Source organism: Nocardia stercoris (assembly GCF_003696265.1).
In the GTDB taxonomy this organism is placed as follows: Bacteria; Actinomycetota; Actinomycetes; order Mycobacteriales; family Mycobacteriaceae; genus Nocardia; species Nocardia stercoris.
Genome location: NZ_RFFH01000003.1, coordinates 49485 through 67930, shown reverse-complemented (window position 1 = coordinate 67930; position 18446 = coordinate 49485). Strand labels below are relative to the sequence as shown.

At 71.0% G+C, this 18446-nt stretch carries 17 protein-coding genes; 10 read left to right on the top strand and 7 right to left on the bottom strand.

Features of this window, described 5'->3' with window-relative positions; all coding sequences use genetic code 11:
* Positions 1–331 precede the first annotated feature (331 nt).
* On the bottom strand, positions 332–1633 hold the full coding sequence (locus EBN03_RS08745) for an alpha/beta hydrolase (RefSeq protein ID WP_122187457.1): 1302 nt from the start codon (positions 1631–1633) through the stop codon (positions 332–334).
* 55 nt (positions 1634–1688) lie between these two features.
* Between EBN03_RS08745 and EBN03_RS08740 the strand changes: the two genes are divergently transcribed.
* The gene (locus EBN03_RS08740) at positions 1689–2222 is read left to right on the top strand and encodes a helix-turn-helix domain-containing protein (protein ID WP_122187456.1); all 534 of its coding nucleotides are present in this window, start codon (positions 1689–1691) and stop codon (positions 2220–2222) included.
* A gap of 30 nt (positions 2223–2252) precedes the next feature.
* Here EBN03_RS08740 and EBN03_RS08735 read toward each other — a convergent pair whose 3' ends face one another.
* Entirely contained in the window at positions 2253–2987 is a 735-nt protein-coding gene (locus tag EBN03_RS08735) for an oxygen-binding di-iron domain-containing protein (RefSeq protein ID WP_122187844.1), read from the bottom strand.
* A 213-nt stretch (positions 2988–3200) separates the two neighbouring features.
* Here EBN03_RS08735 and EBN03_RS08730 point away from each other — a divergent pair, with 213 nt between their 5' ends.
* The 6 genes from EBN03_RS08730 to EBN03_RS08705 all read left to right on the top strand — a co-directional run bounded on the left by EBN03_RS08730 (position 3201) and on the right by EBN03_RS08705 (position 10496).
* Positions 3201–4640 carry a lipase maturation factor family protein gene (locus EBN03_RS08730; RefSeq protein WP_122187455.1) on the top strand — a complete coding sequence of 480 codons (1440 nt, stop codon included), beginning with the start codon at positions 3201–3203 and terminating at the stop codon, positions 4638–4640.
* Between the two features lie 67 nt (positions 4641–4707).
* Positions 4708–5415 (top strand): hypothetical protein, encoded by a 708-nt coding sequence (locus tag EBN03_RS08725; protein ID WP_122187454.1) that lies wholly within the window; start codon positions 4708–4710, stop codon positions 5413–5415.
* Positions 5416–5664: 249 nt separating this feature from the next.
* Positions 5665–7563, top strand: coding sequence for an SCO2524 family protein (locus EBN03_RS08720; RefSeq protein ID WP_122187453.1), 1899 nt, complete (start codon positions 5665–5667; stop codon positions 7561–7563).
* Between the two features lie 2 nt (positions 7564–7565).
* Entirely contained in the window at positions 7566–8498 is a 933-nt protein-coding gene (locus EBN03_RS08715; RefSeq protein ID WP_122187843.1) for an SCO2523 family variant P-loop protein, read from the top strand.
* Positions 8498–9499: an SCO2522 family protein gene (locus EBN03_RS08710; RefSeq protein ID WP_122187452.1), complete on the top strand. Its 1002-nt coding sequence runs from the start codon at positions 8498–8500 to the stop codon at positions 9497–9499. The genes EBN03_RS08715 and EBN03_RS08710 overlap by 1 nt, the downstream gene beginning before the upstream one ends.
* Before the next feature lies 1 nt (position 9500).
* Entirely contained in the window at positions 9501–10496 is a 996-nt protein-coding gene (locus EBN03_RS08705) for an SCO2521 family protein (RefSeq protein ID WP_122187451.1), read from the top strand.
* Between the two features lie 9 nt (positions 10497–10505).
* On the opposite strand, the gene EBN03_RS08700 is transcribed toward EBN03_RS08705, so the two are convergent.
* Both EBN03_RS08700 and EBN03_RS08695 read right to left on the bottom strand, forming a co-directional pair.
* Positions 10506–11339: a hypothetical protein gene (locus tag EBN03_RS08700; protein WP_122187450.1), complete on the bottom strand. Its 834-nt coding sequence runs from the start codon at positions 11337–11339 to the stop codon at positions 10506–10508.
* Entirely contained in the window at positions 11336–12505 is a 1170-nt protein-coding gene (locus tag EBN03_RS08695) for an NAD(P)/FAD-dependent oxidoreductase (RefSeq protein ID WP_122187449.1), read from the bottom strand. The genes EBN03_RS08700 and EBN03_RS08695 overlap by 4 nt, the downstream gene beginning before the upstream one ends.
* Before the next feature lie 164 nt (positions 12506–12669).
* Between EBN03_RS08695 and EBN03_RS08690 the strand changes: the two genes are divergently transcribed.
* Positions 12670–13110, top strand: a complete 441-nt coding sequence (locus tag EBN03_RS08690) for a DUF4231 domain-containing protein (protein WP_158675567.1) — start codon at positions 12670–12672, stop codon at positions 13108–13110.
* 34 nt (positions 13111–13144) lie between these two features.
* Here EBN03_RS08690 and EBN03_RS08685 read toward each other — a convergent pair whose 3' ends face one another.
* Positions 13145–14527 (bottom strand): type I glutamate--ammonia ligase, encoded by a 1383-nt coding sequence (locus tag EBN03_RS08685; RefSeq protein ID WP_233608262.1) that lies wholly within the window; start codon positions 14525–14527, stop codon positions 13145–13147.
* Positions 14528–14709: 182 nt separating this feature from the next.
* Here EBN03_RS08685 and EBN03_RS08680 point away from each other — a divergent pair, with 182 nt between their 5' ends.
* Both EBN03_RS08680 and EBN03_RS08675 read left to right on the top strand, forming a co-directional pair.
* Entirely contained in the window at positions 14710–15051 is a 342-nt protein-coding gene (locus EBN03_RS08680) for a YciI family protein (RefSeq protein WP_122187447.1), read from the top strand.
* Between the two features lie 3 nt (positions 15052–15054).
* On the top strand, positions 15055–16311 hold the full coding sequence (locus tag EBN03_RS08675; protein ID WP_122187446.1) for an RNA polymerase sigma factor: 1257 nt from the start codon (positions 15055–15057) through the stop codon (positions 16309–16311).
* 48 nt (positions 16312–16359) lie between these two features.
* Here the strand turns inward: EBN03_RS08675 and EBN03_RS08670 are convergent, their stop codons facing one another.
* Both EBN03_RS08670 and EBN03_RS08660 read right to left on the bottom strand, forming a co-directional pair.
* The gene (locus EBN03_RS08670; RefSeq protein WP_158675566.1) at positions 16360–16824 is read right to left on the bottom strand and encodes an NUDIX hydrolase; all 465 of its coding nucleotides are present in this window, start codon (positions 16822–16824) and stop codon (positions 16360–16362) included.
* 468 nt (positions 16825–17292) lie between these two features.
* Entirely contained in the window at positions 17293–18288 is a 996-nt protein-coding gene (locus EBN03_RS08660; protein WP_122187443.1) for an LLM class F420-dependent oxidoreductase, read from the bottom strand.
* Positions 18289–18446 lie beyond the last annotated feature (158 nt).

The following is an 18446-nucleotide window of genomic DNA, read 5'->3' as shown; positions in this document are numbered from 1 at the left end:
GCGGTACCCGCCCTGGCGCCGCCGGATGTGTACGGCGGAACATACTGCGGGACAGGCACTTTGGCCTGCGTGTGCGGAAGTCGCACTCGGTCCGGGGTTATCGGTGTACTCACGGCCGCGAGGCTGCGGCGCACCGGGCGGACACCGGCGCATGCGGCGCAGCAGCGCGAGACCGCGGCAGGCACCGGCACGTGCGGCGCAACAGCGCGAGACCGCGGCGGGCCCCACGCGTGCGGCACAGCAGCGCCAGACCGCGGCAGGCACCGCACGTGCGGCACAGCGGGCACCGTGCGTGCGGCACAGCAACGCCAGACCGCGGCAGGCACCGGCGCTAGACGCGGGCTGGAGACAGGCGGTCGAGGAGGCGGCGCAGTGCCGTGCGCGGCCGGTCGGGCCGGATCCAGTCCGCGATATCGGCGGCCACCTCGCCGGCGAAGTGGGCGGGTACCTGATAGCCGGCGGCCGTCGACGGTCCGGAGCCGGAGAAGTACATATGGTCGACGCCGGGATAGGTGCGCAGCGTGGTGTGCGGGCGGCCGGCGAGCCCGGTGCGCCAGGCGGGGAAGTCGTCGGCGACGGTCACCTGGTAGTCGCGTTCGCCCTGCAGCACCAGCGCCGGGCAGTGGAGCGCGGCGGTCGCGGCGACGGCGTCGTAGTCGAGGCGGTCGCGCCAGTAGGCCGGGGACCAGCCGAACAGCAGGTCGGCGGCGGTGGCGGTTTCCAGACCGGGACTCTCGACGACGGCGGCCTGCCGGATGATCGTGTCCACCAGTGCCGGGGTGGCGAATTGCGGTTCGGTGGTGGCGAGGTGGCGGGCGACGCGCACGGCGGACCGGGGCAGCGGCGCGGTGGCCACGGACAGCAGGATCACGCCCGCCGCCGCGGGCGCGGCGATGGCGACCCGCGGGGCCGAGCCGGCGCTGTGGCCGAGCAGATACAGTCGCTGCGAGTCGATTCCCGGTGTGCGGCGCAGGATTTCGAGGGCGGCCAGCCCGTGCGGGATGAATTCCTCGGCCATCGTGAACGCCGGGTCGTCGGCGATCCGCGGGTGCGTGAAGGTCACTTTGTCGAAGCGCAGCACGGCCACCCCGCGCGAGGCCAAACCCCAGGCGAGGTCCTTGAACGGCTTGTTCGGTCCGACGGTGGCGTCGCGGTCGGCGGGCCCCGACGCGAGCAGCACCACCGCGGGATGGGGGCCGCGCCCGCGCGGCACGCTCACCGTGCCACCGACGGCGAGCTCGCCGGAACCGACGGTGACCGCGTGTTCGGTGAACCGCTTCGGATGCACATATTCCGGTGCTACCCAGCCGCTTTCGGGTGCGGCCAGCCGGAAGCCGTGCAGCGTCCCCGCGGCGTCGACGGCCATGCGCACCGCCAGCCCGCCGCGTTGGGCGTCGAGGTCGACGATCGCGCGGACCTGCCCGCCGCCGATCGGTTCGGTGCGCGGCGCCACGACCCCGGTGATAGCGCCGACGCGGGCGAGTTCGGCACGCCAGGCCGCCGCGACCACCGGCGCGGCGGCCGCTTCCCGCAGCGGCGGCGCGAAGCGGCGGGTCAGCTCGTCGAACCGTTCGGCGCGCAGCAGCTCGACGACCTCGGTCGCGACGGCCGCGGGATCGGTTGTGGTGCCCATCGTTCCACCTTTCTCGTGATATGAGAATGGTAGCGCGATATGAGAACATTGGGGAGTGGAGACTCTGGAACTGCTGGCCCACCCCGTGCGCTTGCGCATCGTGCACGCCCTGAGCGGCGGGCGGACCCTCACCACCGGCGAGCTCTGCGAACGCATTCCCGACGCCTCCAAGCCGATGATCTACCGGCACGTCGACCTGCTCGCCACCGCCGGAATCCTGGAGGTCGCCGCGGAGCACCGGGTGCGCGGCGCCGTGGAACGGCACTACCGACTGCGCGAGGGCAGCACCGCCGTCGACTTCCGCGCCATGAGCCTCGACGACTTCCGGCGCACCTTCGCCCTCCAGATGGCCGTCCTGGTCACCGAATTCAACGCCTACCTCGACCGCGGCGACGCCGACCCGATCGAGGACATGGTCAACTTCACCCAGCGCGCCCTCTGGCTCACCCCCGCCGAACTCGCCGCCACCTTCACCGAACTCCGCCGGATCCTGCGCCCCCTGATCGGCAACGAACCCACCCCCGATCGCAGCCGATACATGCTCAGCCCCATCATCTTTCCGCTCGAAGGGCCCGCGGAGGAGAGCTGAACGACACCCGTTCCGGTACGCACCCGGCCGCTACACCGAAGCAGCAGACGCCGTGGCGATCAGATCCCGATACACCCCCGCCAGATCACGCAACGCACCCGCGCCGTCACCCCGGAACGCGGGCCCGTGCATGAGCGCCAGCGTCGACGGTGACAGGGCCGCAAGACTTTCCATGATCACCGGGGTCGCCGGGGCCAGCGTGGAGAAGTGGAACATCTCCTCGGCCACCGCGGCGGGCCCGACCAGATCACCGCCGTCGAGCAGCGCCCCGCTCTGCCCCGACTGACTGAACAGGTCACCACACAGCAGGGTGCCGGTGGTCTCCTCGAACAGCACCCGAGCCTCCCACCCGTGCGGCACGTGCGGGGTGTCGAGGTGGCGGACCCGCAACCCGCCCAGGTCGATCACCTCACCGTCGATCAGCGGGCGCGGCGGCCGGTCGGCCATGTGGTCCAGCGACACCATGCAGCCGATCGCGCCGTGCGCGACCCGGGCACCCGGCGCCGCGGTCAGGAACTCGTTCATCGCGCCGCATTCGTCGGATTCGACGTGCCCGAACGTGATCCAGCGCAGCGCCGATACCGGCAGCACCCGCTCGATCGCCGCGCACACGTCCGGGAACATCGCGCGATGCCCGGTGTGGAACAGCAGCGGCTCGTCGGCGTCGAGCAGATACTGGTTGAACACCATCCCACCCGGCCCTGCTTGCGGCACGTAGGTCGAGATCCGGTAGATGCGCGGGGCGATCTCGTCGACGGTGGTCATGGCGGCCTCGATTCGGTGCGGTGCGATGCCGGAACGGCGGCCCACCCGGTGGCCGGGCCACACCTGGTCATTGTCCCATCGGGTCCCTGGGCTGCCGAGATCGAGAACCGGCCACCGGTATGGACCTCGGACCACACGAACGGCCGGACGGTGGATATCGCGCGCCCGCGAGCAGATCATGGAAGACGGGGACGATCGGCCGGAGGTGCCGGTATGGGATGGTTCAACGCAGACGACTACTGGTGGAGCCGGCTGATCATCGAACGCGGCGTCGCGGTGATCTATCTGTGCGCGTTCCTGGCCGCCGCCCGCCAGAACCGCGCGCTGATCGGTACCCACGGACTCACCCCGGTACCGCGCTATCTGGCCTATCGCTCGTTCCGGCAGGCGCCCACCCTGTTCCAGCTGCGCTACACCGACCGCCTGGCCGCCGGCGTCGCCTGGACCGGTGTGCTGCTGGCCGCCGCGCTCGCCGTCGGCGCGGCCGACCTGGTACCGCTGCCGGTCGCGATGGCCGGATGGCTGGTGTTGTGGGCGCTGTATCTGTCGATCGTCAATGTCGGCCAGCTCTGGTACGGCTTCGGCTGGGAATCGCTGCTGCTGGAGACCGGTTTTCTGGTCGTGTTCCTCGGCAACGACCACGTCGCCCCGCCCGTGGTGACGCTGTGGCTGCTGCGCTGGTTGCTGTTCCGGGTCGAATTCGGGGCCGGACTGATCAAGATGCGCGGCGACTCCTGCTGGCGCGACCTGACCTGCCTGTATTACCACCATGAGACCCAGCCGATGCCCGGACCGTTGAGCTGGTGGTTCCATCACCTGCCGCGGCCGCTGCACCGGGTGGAGGTCGCCGCCAACCATGTCGCGCAACTGATCGTGCCGTTCGGGTTGTTCGCGCCGCAGCCGGTCGCGACCTGGGCCGCCGCGGTCGTGATCGTCACGCAGCTGTGGCTGATCCTGTCCGGCAATTTCGCGTGGCTGAACTGGCTGGCGCTGCTGGCGGGGTTCGCCGCCGTCGACCCGAGCCGGGTACTGCCCGCGCACCTGCTCACGCACCCGGCCACCGGCGCCGCCCCGGTGTGGTTCCAGGTCGCGGTGCTCGGCTGCGCGGCGGCGGTCGCGGTCCTCAGCTACTACCCCGTACTCAACCTGCTCTCGCGTCGGCAGCGAATGAACCAGTCCTACAACCACTTCCACCTGGTGAACAGTTACGGCGCCTTCGGTGTCGTGGGCCGGACCCGCTACGAGGTGGTCATCGAGGGCACCATGGACCGGCAGCTCACCGACGCCACCGTGTGGCACGAGTACCGGTTCAAGGGCAAGCCGGGCGCGGTCGGGCGGCTGCCCCGGCAGTGGGCGCCCTACCACCTGCGCCTGGACTGGCTGATGTGGTTCGCGGCCCTGTCACCCTCCTACGCTGATCCCTGGTTCCGTCCGCTGCTGCACCGCCTGCTGACCGGCGATCCCGCCACCCTGCGGCTGCTCGGCGCGAACCCGTTCCGCGACCACCCGCCGCGCTACGTGCGCGCCCGGCTCTATCACTACCGCTTCACCACTTTCACCGAACTACGCCACGAGCACGCCTGGTGGCATCGGGAACCGGCCGGGCTGTTCCACCCGGCGACGACCTTGGACCGGCACGTCCGCCACCGCTGAGCGGCACACAGCGGGCCCACAACAATCGCTCAGCTTCATCCCATACGTGCTGCCTATCGTCGGGCCCATGACCGAGAACAACGAGCCGGCGCGCTCGCCCGAGCCGCACCCGGCACCCACCGAACCGCAGCCCGCACCCACCGAACCCCTCACGGCCGGTACCGCACCTGTGACCGGCGATGCCGCAACTCCAGTGGCGGGTGCCGAAGCCTTCGCGACCGGCACCAACCCCGCCACCAGCGATAGCGCGACTCCCACGGCGAGTACCGAATCCCTCGCGACCGGCACCGCGCCGACCTCGGCCGACCCCGCGCCGCACGCGACCGGCGCGGCGCCCGGCACAGCCGCAGCTCCCGCGACCGGCACCGCTCCCGCCGCACCGGCACCAGGTCCGGTCCCGCCTCCCGCCGCACCGGCACCAGGTCCGGTCCCGCCTCCCGCCGCACCGGCGCCCGGCTTCCTCGCCACCCGTCAACAGCGCACCGTCGCGGGCGTCGTCGGCGCGCTGGTCGCCGCGGTGCTGATCGGCGGCGTCGGCTTCGGTGCCGGTGTCGTGGTCGGCCACCACGACGGCCACGACCGGTACGGCCCGATGGCCGCCCACGACCACCGATTCGGCGGCCCCGATTTCGGTGGCCGCTGGGACGACGACCGCGGCGGCATGATCTGGCGGGGCGGCCCGAACCAGGGCCCGCACCTCCGGATGCCGATGCCCGACGACACCGCTCCGGCCGCTCCCACACCGGGTACCAGCAGCCCGGCACCGACCCGCTGACCCGGTCTCCGCACACCGATCGACCCCACAGGGCTCCGCCACGGCGGCGCCCTGACCGTTTCGACCTCGGGCGGCGCCCGCGCACCCGAAAACGACCGCCGCGCAACCCCGTTGCCGCGGTCTGTACCGAAGCTGTTCGCGGGCAAGGCGATTGATCGCTTTGGTCGGATGACCTACCGTGGGTTCCGGGCGCGCGGCACACTCGAACATGTCGGAAATGTCGCAGCACGCGGGATGAAGCGGGGGGACATGAGGATTCAGCCTCGGCAACAGCTGGTCGATCTGTGGCGCGCGATCCTGGACTCGTGTTACGTCCGCGATCCCGAGTCCGCCGACCCCGACGCCCGGGTCTGGATCTGGGGCGGCACCGGCGGCGCCAATTCGATCAGCGACGCCGAACAACTGCTCTGCCTGCTGTACCCGGCCACCCAGATCGCCACCTTCGCCCTCGACCAGCCCGACAACATCACCGGCGACGTCCGCGACGCCCTGGAACCCTTCGGCACGCCCACCCGGATCGGCGGCGTCGTGGTCGGCCTGCTGGAACAGTTCTTCGAGCGGCACGCCGAGAACGGGGAACCGGTCTTCGCCGCGGGCAGCTATCTCGGCGGCACCGACGGCATCGAGCCCACCGCCGACCAGTACCGGCTCGAACTCGTCGACTCGTTCTCCATGTCATTGAGCCTGTGCATCGCCGCACTGCGCTTCCTGCGCGGCTTCGAGGGAGTACTCGGCGGCGAGGTGCGCCGCGAGGCGAAACTGCTGCGGCCCCGCATCGCCGCACTGGAGCCGGTGGTCCGGGCCCGGCTCACCGCCGCCATGGTCGGCCTGGTCCGCAGCTTCGTCATCCACACCCCGGAACCGCGCTCGGCGGCCGGGCGCGCGATGCTGCAGATGCTCAACCGCGGCGAGGCCGCCTCCGACGCCGCGCTGGCCGCGATCGCGGCCCGGCTGGAACGGCTCCGGGTTCAGACCGCCAACGAGGTCCGGCTGGCCCAGAGCGAGGACATCGACGTCGCCGACGACCGGCTGCTGTTCGAATGCGGCTGGACCTGGGGAGTGTCCAGCGCGGCGGACGCGGTCGACCTGATCGGCCACCGCATCGCCACCACGCCCGGTGTCGCGGAATCGCGCCCCTACCTGTACTTCACCGTCGTGGCCCTCGACGGCATCCTCGATCTGCTGTCGGAGAAGATCAAGGAACGCGATCTGCTCGACGACACCCAGCGGCAACTGGCCAACGCGCTGAAACTGCGCCTGGAACTCACCCAGAAATACTGGTCCACCGTCGCCCGGTTCTCCCCCGGCCACTGGCCGCTGGAGGACTTCCCGTGGCGCACCTCCGACGGCGAGGAGTCCGACTACTATTCGCTGGCCGTAGGCGCCCTGCTGATGCAGGACATGATCTACCGCGAATCCACCGACGACCTGGTCCGCACCGTCGCCGTATTCGACCAGCTGGCCCGCCGCGGCCGCATCACCAGCCGCCTCACCGCCGGCGACCCGGCCGCCGTCATGCACAGTCCCGGTGTTCCCATGCGCCTGGTCGGCAGTGAGCACGCCGGTGACGGCACCGGCCCCCGATTGCTGTGGCAGGTACCGGATTTCGCGACCATGATGCTGAAGCGCTGCCTGCAGGCCGCGGGCCTGCCCAGCTCCGTCGACACCCGCGACCGACTGCTGGAACTGGCCGACTCCGCCATGGACCACCTGGACGCGCGCATGCTGCGGCACGGCGCCGCCGCCGGCCTGTGGGACGACACCAGCGTGATCGCCGGCTCCGCGGCGACCAACGGGGCCGGTCCCTTCGCGCCGGACCGGCCGTCCTGGTTCATCACCGAACGCATGATGGAGTGCTTCGTCATCGCCTACGACACGTTCAGCCAGCCGCCGCTGGCGCCCGAGCCGATGATCAAACGCGCCGTCGAATCACTCAGTGAGGCAGAGCATCTGCTCAATCAGGAGCGGCTCGAGGTCGGCGACGACGACCAGTCCGCGAAACGGGTGGCCCTCGACCGGATCGAACAGTCCCTGGAACGCGCCCGCAGCGTGCTGGGGCGGCGGCCGGCGACCGCGCTGTCCCTGGCCACCCAGGCGCTGGCCCAGCTCGACGAACTGGCCTACGCCCGCGAGAATGCGACCCGGTGACCATGCTGGTGTTCTCCACCTCCGACAAGGGCGGTACCGGCCGCTCGGTGACCAGCGCGAATCTGGCCTACCGGCTGTGCCTGACCGGACGCAGCGTCGCCTATGTCGATTTCGACTTCGGATCACCCACGGCCGGAGCGCTGTTCGAGATCAGCAATTGCGAACGCGGCCTGCCCGAGGGCGGCGGCACCCACTCCAACCTGCTGGGCAATATCGGCACCATCGTGAAACTCGATATCGGCGCCCACACCAGCCGCGCCGAATTGCGCCGTGCCGCACCGCGTCTGGGTCGGCTGGCGCTGGTGCCCGGCGACGAGGGCGGTGCGGAGTTCCTCGAATGCGACGAGGCGATGGTCAAACGCTGCCACAGCATGCTGAACACGTTGAACAACGAGTTCAAGGTCGTCATCGTCGACCTGTCGGCGGGCCGGTCGGCGGCGTTGGAGCTGGTGCTGCGCGCTACCGCGCAGATGCCGCGGCACACCGCCCGCTGGCTGATCTTCCATCGCTGGACCCGACAGCACATCATCGCCGCGAACGGCCTGGTGTACGGCCCGAACGGGCTGCTCGCGCTGGGATCCGACGACAGTGAGACCTCCGAGCCGCGCCACTCCCGCGCCGATCTGCTGGCCACGCTGCGTTTCGTCCGGGTCGCCTACGGCGGGGACGGCACCGGCGAGCAGGCGAATCAGCATCCGGCACAGGCGGCCTGGTTGAAGGAGCAGAACTCGGCGCTCAAGCGGATGGCGTCGGCCAACAAGCTCGGGGAGACCACCATCCTGGGGTTCGTCCCCCGCGAGCCGATCCTGCAGTGGCGCGAGCAGATCATCCTCGACTCCGACGTCAACGCCTACCTCGCCAATCGGGAGACCGCGCGCGCCTACACCGATCTGGCGCGCCGGCTGGTGGATCCGGCCACCTGGGAACTGGCGTGATGGCCGGCTACACCGAATCGACCGAGCACCCGGTCATCTCGTCGCTACCGCTGTCGCACCTGTCGATCGAGGTCGGCCACTTCGCGCTCAAGGACATCGCCCGTGATCCGCGGGGCATCCGGGCCCAGCTCACCCACATCGCGCCGCTGGTGGCGGCGTTCACCGAATCGGCTCGGCTGCGTTTCGGCCGTGGCGCCCGGATCAGCACCTGCTACCTGATCGACGACTACTTCCAGCCGGAGCTCCCCCCGGCCGATATCGTGCCCAAACTGCTGGCCGCGGCCGCCGACACCGGCGTCCGGATCGACTATCTGGCCCGGGAATCGGGGTGCGCGTCGGCCACCCGGTTCGCCGGTGGCGAGCCGATCGGTGAGCCGGTGCCGATCGCGGAGATGGTGGCGGCCCGCATCGTGCCCGATCCCGCGCCGCCGGCCACCGGCGGCCGCGCGCCCACCGCCGAGTCGGGCTGGTTGTGCAACGGCCGCCGCTCCTCCGAACACGATCCGGCCCAGGCGATGACCGACCGGCGGTACCGGCCGCCGGAGGAGTTCGGCCGCCGCGAACACACCATCTTCCTCGACGTGGAACTGTGGAGTCACCCGAACGGTCCGGGCCGCGACAAGCGCTGGTCGTGCGCGTTCCTGGCCGCGGTCTGGCATCTGCTGCGGCTGGGCATGTTGCGCGATCACGGTGCGCCCGTGCTGGATCCGCTGGTGTGGGTGCCCGACGACCCGGCCGAGCCGTGGCCGGACGAGTGGAGCGATCTGCCCGCCGTGATCCGGCTGAACCCGGCCGCCCAGCCGTTCGCCGCCTACCAGACCCTGTCCATGCTGCCCAAGCGCTACATCGGGATCGAGCACGCGGTGCGGGTGATCCTCGAACACCTCGATCTCGACGAGGATGTGGTGGCCCGCACCGTGGCCGACGGGGTCGCCGACGGGGTCACGGTCCCCGATCTGGTCAGCGAACGGCTCTCGCATCTGCTGCTGGACGGGTCCTGACATGGTGTCCGCGGCGCCGCTGGCGGCGTTCGGTGAGGTCCGCACCTGCCTGTTGCCGTCGGCGACGGCATTGACCCGCACCGAGGCCTGCGATCTGCTGGCACTGATGCCGGGCCGCGACATCAGCTGGCGGGAGCGGCCCGGAAGTCTCGCGGTCTCACCGAGTCTCGCGGTCGGCGTGGACTGTCACGTGCACCTGGGCGCGTCGGCGGACGACGCGGTCGCATCGGCGGCGACGGCGACGGCGCAGATCGTCGGCACGGTCGCCACCCGGGTGGTGCTGGCCGGCGGGATCGTGCTGCAGTCCTCGGTGAACACTCGCCTGGTCCGGGCGGCCGACCGGCGGCGCCAGACCTGGTCGCACTACATCCGCCGGCGCGGTGTCGCCGAGGTGATCAGCCCGCTGCCCGATCGCGCCACCGCGATCGACGCTCTCGTCGAGGGCTATCTGCGCGGCCGCCCGCATCCGCACGTCCTCGATCTGGCCTCGATCGGGGAGCGGCTGCTCGGGCGGATCCGTTCCGATCCGCTGCTGGATCAGCAGCCACCACTGGCGGCCGGCGCCACCCGACTGCGCTGGACCGCCGTGATCGGCGGCGCCGCGGGCCCGTCGGCGTCGTTGCGGATGAACGACGACACCACCCGCTCGGTGCGCCTGATCCTGCGCCAGGAATCCGATCTGGTTGCCGCGCAACGCTTCTGCGAGGACCTGGCGGCCCACGACTGGCTGCTGACGGTACTGTCGGCGGGCCTGGCCGACGCCGACCGGTACCGCCCGCGCAGCCCGGAACGGCACGATATCCTCGCCGCCCTGCTCGACACCCTCACCGGCCTGTGGATGCCCGGCGCCCACACCCCGGCGTCGATGCGCAGCCTGTGGACGGCCCTGCAGGCCGATCCCGGCCTGACCCGGCAGTGGGCCGCGCTGGTCGAGCGGCTCCGCGACCGGGTCGCGGTCGCCACCCTGGACATGGTGCGGCACAAGGAATCCTACTGAGCCGGCCGTTCACATCCGGAACCACAAGCGCACCAGCAACGCGAAATACACCGACATCGACACCGTGCCCGCCCACGACTCCACCGCCAGGACCGGGCGGGCGAACGGCCCCTGGGTCGCGGTATCGCCGGGGCCCATCGGGTTCAGGAAGCTCGTCGTGCTCATGTAGAGCGTGGTCTGCCAGTCCTGGCCGCGGAAGGTCAGCAGCCCCACCACGGTGAACACGACCAGCTCCACCACGACCCAGGCCAGCAGCCGGAACGGCTGATACCCGTAGCCGCACAACGTATCCGCCACTCGGCCGATCAGGCGCCGGCGGCCGGTCTCGGCGGCGGTGCGGGCCCGCTCCAAGGCCAGGCCGCTGCGATCCTGCCCGGTGAATTCCTCGACGGCACGGTACAGCGACACCGCGCGCCGCAGGGCCAGCACCGCCAGGCGGGGCAGTCCCGCCGCCCGGAATCCCGCCCCGCAGCGTTCGTAGACCTCGGCCAGCTGGTTCTGCTGCCGGGTCCCCAGCCGCAACGGGCCCCGCGACTCCACCTCGGCGGCCAGCAGCCCGGCGGCCAGGACCCGCAGCAGCGGGCCGGCGTCCTCGGCATCCGGCGGGTCGGCGCGGTACGCGTCCAGACCCGGCACGGCCGCGTACAGCTCGCCGAACAGCGCGCTGTCGGGTACCCGGCGGGGTGGCTCGTAGTAGGTCAGCATGCGCGCGACGTAGGTCTCGAACTCGTCCGGCCGGTCCGCTCCGGCCGCGCCGCTCTCCTCGATCCATTCGGCGAATTCGGTGGCGCGCTGGGCAATTCGATCGGCGAACGACTCGACGAACTCGGAGAGGTCGGTCATTCCGCCAGTCTAGACACCGGCATTCGGCGGGAACCGGACGTTGCGACCGGGGCTGGGTACACCGGGGCTGCGTGCGCGAATTCCTTGTGCAGTGCGAGGGCCTGATCGGCGACGATCCGGGCGTAGGACGGGCCGACACTCCATCCCACGCCGATGAAACCGTTGGCGTGCAACACATTGGGCCGCTCGGAGTCGACCTCGATCCGGATGTCGCCGGACCGGAATCCCACCCGGTTGCCGGCCGAGTGATACAGGATGTCGCAGTGCCGCAACAGATCCGGACGCAGCCCCGCGGCCAGGTGCGCCACCCGTTCCAACAGGATCGGCAACCGCCGCAGCAGATCCTGCGCCTCACGGCGCTGCGGCACCGACCGGCCGGCCGGGGCGTAATACGGCGCCCCGATCCGCACGGTGCCGTTCTCGTGGGGTACCACGACCAGATCGTCGGCCCCGAGAATCTGGTCGGGCAGATAGCCGCGGTGCGGCCGCAGGGTCACCACGTGTCCCTTGAAATGCTCGAGATCGGGGTCGCCGGTCAGCCGCTGGGCGCCGTCGCCGGTCGCCGCGACCACGACCCCCGGCAGCTCCCGCAGGTCGTCGGCGGTCACGGTGCGCCGCCGGAACTCGACCCCCTTGCGGGCCGCGTCGTGAGCCAGATAGGCCAGGGCCTTGACCGCGTCGATGGAGAAGGTGTCGAAGCAGTACCGTTCGGTCACGGTGACCGGTGGCCCGCCGCCGCTGGGCAGCTCGATCGGCGCGTCGAGCCGGGTTTCGGTGACCCGCATCGAGGCGGCCAGCCCGGCCGGCCAGCTGTCCCGGCCGACCAGTTCCACGTTCCCGACCGCCATCACGCCCGTCTCGCCGGGCCGGCGCGCGAGATCGCCGTAGAACTCCCGGCCGCACGACACGATCGATTCCAGGTTCTGCAGCCCGTCGCGCATCGATTCCAGGTGCGCGGGCGGCACCCACGGCAGGAACTGGGCGGCCGCGATCGACGAGGTCGAACCCGTGTACGCACCGGGGCGCCCCTCGGTGGCGAGGACGGTGACCGGATAGCCTCGGTCGGCCAGCTCGTGCGCGGTCAGCAGCCCGATCACGCCCGCGCCGACCACGGTGAATGCCGCAGGCGCCGACCTGCCGCGCCGCGGTACCGCTGAGCCGTCCATGTCCACGATGGCAGCCTAGGGCCTGTCTGTCTCAGCTCGGTACGCGCGGCGTGCGCGTCGGTCCGCGTGTCGCGCACGGAAACGGAACAATTCGGTATCTTCTTCCGCTGCAGTCTGTTTCGGTGAATGATAGGTTTCCCGGCGGGCGAGGGGGTGGTTGTTTCGTGACGGACCGAACCGTGACCGATCCGGCGGATCCGGTGTGGAAGCGGCTGAACGATCAGATCGCCTGGTTCAGCCGCAGCAGCCGCCAGGCGCAACGCGCGTACAAGAGCGTGAAGACCGTCCAGGTCGTCGTCGGCGCGGTCGTCACCGTCCTCGCCGCCTTGAGCGCGCCGGCCCCGGTCACCGCGTCGGTGTCCGCGCTCGTGGTGATCGCCGAGGGCGTGCAGCAGGTGTTCCAATGGCATACCAACTGGCTGACCTACCGCAGCACGGCCGAGGCGCTCAAACACGAGAAGTTCCTCTACCTGGCCGAATCGGACCCCTATGCGGGAACGGATCGCCGGCAACTGCTCGCCCGGCGGATCGAGAACCTGCTCGCGCAGGAGAACGTGCAGTGGCGGTCGGACACGGACTCCGACAAGAGCACGGCCGGCGCGTGATCCCGCCCGACCGGCACCCGCGTCCCGTCGCCGGCTAATACAGCCAGCGCGTCCGCGCGACGACCTCCGCGGGTGCGGCGCCGGCGAAGGACTCGATTTCCGCGCGCCGGACCGTCACCAGGGTGTCGGCCAGTTCGGGGCCGTAGGCGCCCGCGACGACCGGGTCGGCGGCGAAGGCGGTGACGGCTTCGGCGAGCGATCCGGGCAGCCGTCGGATCCCGCGCCGGCGCAGTTCCTCCTGCGGGAGTGCGGCCGGATTGCCGTCGACCGGCGCGGGCAGCCGCGCCCGGTCCGCGAGACCGGCCGCGCCCGCGGTCAGCAGGCCGGTGAGCAGCAGGTACGGGTTGGCGGTGGCGTCGAAGCATTTGAGCTCGATATTGGCCGCGCGGTGGCGTTCGCCGTCGGCGCCGGTCACCCACCGCAGCGCCGCCTCCCGGTTCTCCGGGCCCCAGCAGGCGTAGACACCGGCCCAGCGTGAGGGTACGAGCCGGAGATAGCTCGCGGTGGACGGGCAGCCGACGGCGAGCAGCGCCGGCAGGTGCCGCAGGATTCCGGCGGCGAAGCTGTCGCCGTCGGCGGTCGCCCCGCACGGCCCGTTGCCGCCGGCCATCAGGTTGTCGGCGCCCCGCCACAGGCTCAGGTGGACGTGACCGCCGTTGCCGACCCGGTCGGGTTCGGCCGCGGGCGCGAACGTGGCGCGCAGGCCGCGGTCGGTGGTGACCGCGCGGATCGTCTCCCGGATCAGTACGACCGAATCCGCGGCGTCGACCGGATCTGTTGCGGCGCAGGTCACTTCGAACTGGCCGGGGCTGTATTCGGGATGGATCTGCTCGACGGTCAGCCCGGTGCGGGCCAGCGCGGCGAGCACATCGCGCAGATAGTCGGCGCACGCGGTGACCCGTGCCATGCCGTAGGCCGGGGCGGAGGTCACCGGCACGAACCGGTCCTCGTCCGAGCCCGCCATCCACTCCACTTCGAAACCGGCCCGCACCGACCAGCCCGCCGCCGCCAACCGATCGACGGTGCGCCGCAACAGGTTTCGTGAATCCTGCGGGTGGACCGCGCCGTCCTGGTCGTACCGTTCGCCGGGCGCCCACGCCCAGCCCGGCCGCGCGCCCAGCCGGGTCAGCCGGTCCAGGTCCGGATGCAGGCGCAGGTCGCCGGACGGACTGCCCGCGAACCGCCCACTGACGATCGAATCGTCGGCCAGAAAGGCGTCGAACACCGGGGAGGCCCCGACACCCCACGCCGCCGTATGTGGAAGCTTCTCCACCGGAACCACTTTCGCGCGGGTGATGCCGGAGTTGTCGACCCAGGTCACCGCGACCGCCCCGATTCGGGCCGGCAGCAGCTCCGCGACGATCCGCTGCGCCTGTTCGTGCCGTCGGTTCCGTTCGTCGATGGTCAGGGCCGGCAACAGACAACCTCCGGGATTCGGTGGAGTCGAGCACAGTGGACGGTGGTCGTTGCGACCCTAAGCCCGGCAGAATCTCAGGTGCGCGAAAGCCGCGCCGCCGAGTTGTCGATTCCGGCCGCCGCCGCACGTCGAACACAGTGAGACGGTCCGACCGGCGGACCGGACGACGAGAGGAGCCTCCCATGGCCGAGTACCTGGTCCTGATCTACCAGGACGAACGGCGCGTCGGTGACATCGGCGCGAGCACCGCCGTGATGCAGGGTCATCAGGACTTCATGACCAACAACGAGAGCGCCCTGCGCGGCGGGAACGCCCTCGAGCACACGCACACGGCCACCAGCATCCGACCCGACGGCGCCGGCGGATTCGTGGTCACCGACGGCCCGTTCGCCGAGACGAAAGAGCAACTCGGCGGCTACTACCTGATCGAGGCGGCCGACCTGGACGAGGCCATCGCCCGGGCCGAGCAGATCCCGATGCCCGAGGGTGGCGTCGAGGTCCGCCCGATCCACGTCTTCGGCTGACCGATGGCCCAGCGAGGTCGGGACCGGGCCGTGGCGGCCGCGGTGGCCGACGCGCACCGGCGGGAGTGGGCCTTCGTGCTCGCCGCGACGGTGCGCGTCACCCGCGACCTGGACGCCGCCGAGGAGTGCGTCCAGGACGCCTACGCCCAGGCCCTGACCCGCTGGGCCGCCGACGGCGTCCCGGCCCGCCCGGGTGCCTGGCTGACCACGGTCGCCCGCAACCGCGCGCTCGATCTGCTGCGCCGCCGCGCCACCATGACCCGCGCGCTGCCGCTGCTGGTGTCCGGCGACCGCGACGACGACATCGCCGACGAGGTGGTCGCCGACCCGGTCATCCCCGACGACCGGCTCCGGCTGATCGCCACCTGCTGCCACCCGGCGCTGGCCCCCGAAACCCAGGTCGCGCTGACCTTGCGGCTGGTGTGCGGGCTGGCCACCGCCGAGGTCGCCCGCGCGTTCCTGGTGTCGGAATCGACCATGGCGGCCCGAATCACCCGGGGCAAGAAGAAGATCGCCACCGCCCGCATTCCGTACCGGGTGCCCGGACCCGCCGATCTGCCGGACCGGATCCAGGCGATCCTCGCCGTCGTGCACCTGCTGTTCACCAGTGGTCACAGCGCGGTGGCCGGACCCGACCTGATGCGGGTGGATCTGGCCGATCGTGCCTTGGACCTGGCCCGCATGCTGCACGGCCTGCTGCCTGACGATCCCGACGTCACGGGCCTGCTCGCGCTGATCCTGCTGACCGACGCGCGCCGCGACGCCCGGGTCGCCGCCGACGGCAGCCAGCTGCGCCTCTCGGAGCAGGACCGCACCCGCTGGGACCGCGCCCGCATCGCGGAGGGCATCCCGCTGGTCCGCCGGGCCCTGCGGCAGCGGCCCAACCGATACGCCCTGCAGGCCGCGATCGCCGCGGTCCACGCCGAGAGTCCCTCGTTCAAGGACACGGACTGGCCGGAGATCGTCGGCCTGTACCGCCTGCTGGGCGAGTTGTGGCCGTCCCCGGTAGTGGCGCTCAATCACGCTGTCGCAGTGGGTTTCGCGGACGGCCCCGAAGCCGGCCTCGCCGCCCTGGACCCGCTCACCCTCGAACCGCGGCTCGCCGGCTACGGCTACCTCGCCGCCGCCCGCGCCCACTTCCTGGCCGCCCTCGGTCGCAGCCCCGAGGCTCGTCTGGCCTACGAGGAGGCACTGCACCTGACCACCAACGAGGTGGAACGCGCGTTCCTGGCGGCGCGGCTGGCGGAACTGACCGAGTGAACGGTGCTGCGCCACAGGTGCGCAGCACCGCGACCCGGCCCGCCGGGCTCAGCCGCGATAGCCGTCGAGGATCTGCCGGATCGACGAGGTGACCGGGAGTTCGCCGGCGAGCGGCACCCAGCGGTAGCCGGAGTAGTTCGACAGCCGAACCGGGCCGAATTCGGCGACCCGCGCCGCGAAGTGTTCGCGGCGCACGGGCTTACCGGCAGCGGAGAGATAGTCGAAACTGCCCAGATACCTGGTGATTTCGACGACCAGCAGGCCGGTCTCCTCGGCGACGCCGCGGCCGACCGCCGCCACCAGGCTCTCGCCGGGCTGCAGGATCGTGCCCGGTAGGTGCAATCGATTTCGGAACGTCAAGCGGTCGTCGCGTTCCAACAGCAACACCGCACCATTGCTCTCGAGCACGACACCGACTCGCAGTGCCACATCGTCCGCTTCCGCACGCTCCACCAAGCCGGCGAGTACCGACTCCTCGATGGACAGCTTGGGCGAAACCTCGAAACCCGTCACAGCACACCCCATCCCACGCAGCCTGACCCTTCCGCGGTCGGCCTGTGCGATCACGCTACCGGGCCGGACCAGGTCCGCAGCAGGGGTATCCGCCACATCCGGAGCATCGTGGCCCAACCGAGACAGACGCCGAAAACATTTCCGGACAGTGCGGTCGGTACTCGAGCGACCGGTTCGGCCACGGGGCGCCACGCCGCGTCGATAGTTGCGATGCATGGCCCGATTCCGCACTCTCTACCCTATGTCCCCTGCCTGTCCCGTGTGCTCCTGGCCTGCGCCGATGGCGGTGTCGGCGCACAACTCGGTGCGGTATCTCCGGTGTGTGTGCGGCAGTTGGCTGGTTGCCCACGGCGGCGGGGTGGACGCGGTCGCCGGCCCGCGCAACCACGCCCCGGAGGCCGAGCCCGAGGAGGGCTGGGAACCGCTCCCACTCCCTGAGATGTGAGTTGTTGCTCACCTTTTCCGGCGTCAGTCGCGCAGCGCCGGAACGACCTCCCGTTCGAACAATTCGATCCCCGAGGTGTCGTAGGCGGACTCCGCGAAATTGGTGATGGCGTACTCGAGCCCCAAGGCCCGCAGCGCCCGCAACCGCTCGGCGATCTGCTCGGGCGTGCCCACGGTGGCGCTGTTCGCGTACTGCTCGTGGACATACCGCTTCGCGGCGTCCGCGCCCAGGAACGGCGTCAGGCGGGCCGCGTGCGCGTCGATCCGGTCGGCGACCTCGGCCGCGGTGGCGCCGATGGCGACATTGAAATTCGACGAGCGGGTGATCGCGTCGAAATCGGTTCCGGCTTCCGCGCAGTGCGCCCGCAGGATCTCGGACTTGCGGGCGAAGGTCTCGGCGTCGCCGCCGAAGTTGGTGTACTGCGCGTACTTCGCCGCGATGCGCAGCGTCTTGCGCTCCCCGCCGCCGGCCACCCACAGCGGGATTCCGTTGTCCTGCAACGGTAGTGGCCGCACGATCGCCTCGTCGACCTGGTAGTGGCGGCCGTCGAGGGTGGCACTGCCCGTCGTCCAGGCCTGGCGCACGATCTGCACCCCCTCGTCCAGCCGGGCCAGCCGCTCGCCGGCGCTCGGGAACCCGTATCCGTAAGCGCGCCACTCGTGTTCGTACCAGCCGCCACCCAGCCCGAGTTCGGTCCGGCCGCCGGAGATCACATCGACCGTGGCGGCCAGCTTGGCCAGCAGCGCCGGGTTGCGGTAGCTGACCGCGGTACACATCTGGCCCAGCCGGATCCGGTCGGTGACCGCGGCGAACGCCGACATCAGCGTCCACGCCTCGTGCGTGGCTTCGGTGGTCGGGACCGGCACGGTGTGGAAGTGGTCGTACACCCACAGCGACTCCCACACCGACCGCGCGTCGGCCCGCAGCGCCAGGTCCCGCATCACCGCCCACTGCCGCCCGGGTTCGATCCCGGCCAGGTCCAGGCGCCAGCCCTGCGGGATGAAGATTCCGAAGCGCATCGCACTCCCTCTGCTCGCTCGTCCGGGCCCGCCGCTGGTCGCGACCGGCCGCGTCCACACTGACCACGGCCACCCCGACCGGCAAGCATTCCACTCCCCCTGAGGCGAACGTTTCCCGGAGCGGGCATACTGGCAAACAACCCGCATCCATGTCGAAC

Bases quoted from the DNA above. Each gene is read 5' to 3' on its own strand.
- EBN03_RS08745 (WP_122187457.1), bottom strand. From the start codon at position 1,633: ATGGGCACCACAACCGATCCCGCGGCCGTCGCGACCGAGGTCGTCGAG.
- EBN03_RS08735 (WP_122187844.1), bottom strand. From the start codon at position 2,987: ATGACCACCGTCGACGAGATCGCCCCGCGCATCTACCGGATCTCGACC.
- EBN03_RS08730 (WP_122187455.1), top strand. From the start codon at position 3,201: ATGGGATGGTTCAACGCAGACGACTACTGGTGGAGCCGGCTGATCATC.
- EBN03_RS08725 (WP_122187454.1), top strand. From the start codon at position 4,708: ATGACCGAGAACAACGAGCCGGCGCGCTCGCCCGAGCCGCACCCGGCA.
- EBN03_RS08720 (WP_122187453.1), top strand. From the start codon at position 5,665: ATGAGGATTCAGCCTCGGCAACAGCTGGTCGATCTGTGGCGCGCGATC.
- EBN03_RS08715 (WP_122187843.1), top strand. From the start codon at position 7,566: ATGCTGGTGTTCTCCACCTCCGACAAGGGCGGTACCGGCCGCTCGGTG.
- EBN03_RS08710 (WP_122187452.1), top strand. From the start codon at position 8,498: ATGGCCGGCTACACCGAATCGACCGAGCACCCGGTCATCTCGTCGCTA.
- EBN03_RS08705 (WP_122187451.1), top strand. From the start codon at position 9,501: ATGGTGTCCGCGGCGCCGCTGGCGGCGTTCGGTGAGGTCCGCACCTGC.
- EBN03_RS08700 (WP_122187450.1), bottom strand. From the start codon at position 11,339: ATGACCGACCTCTCCGAGTTCGTCGAGTCGTTCGCCGATCGAATTGCC.
- EBN03_RS08695 (WP_122187449.1), bottom strand. From the start codon at position 12,505: ATGGACGGCTCAGCGGTACCGCGGCGCGGCAGGTCGGCGCCTGCGGCA.
- EBN03_RS08680 (WP_122187447.1), top strand. From the start codon at position 14,710: ATGGCCGAGTACCTGGTCCTGATCTACCAGGACGAACGGCGCGTCGGT.
- EBN03_RS08675 (WP_122187446.1), top strand. From the start codon at position 15,055: ATGGCCCAGCGAGGTCGGGACCGGGCCGTGGCGGCCGCGGTGGCCGAC.
- EBN03_RS08660 (WP_122187443.1), bottom strand. From the start codon at position 18,288: ATGCGCTTCGGAATCTTCATCCCGCAGGGCTGGCGCCTGGACCTGGCC.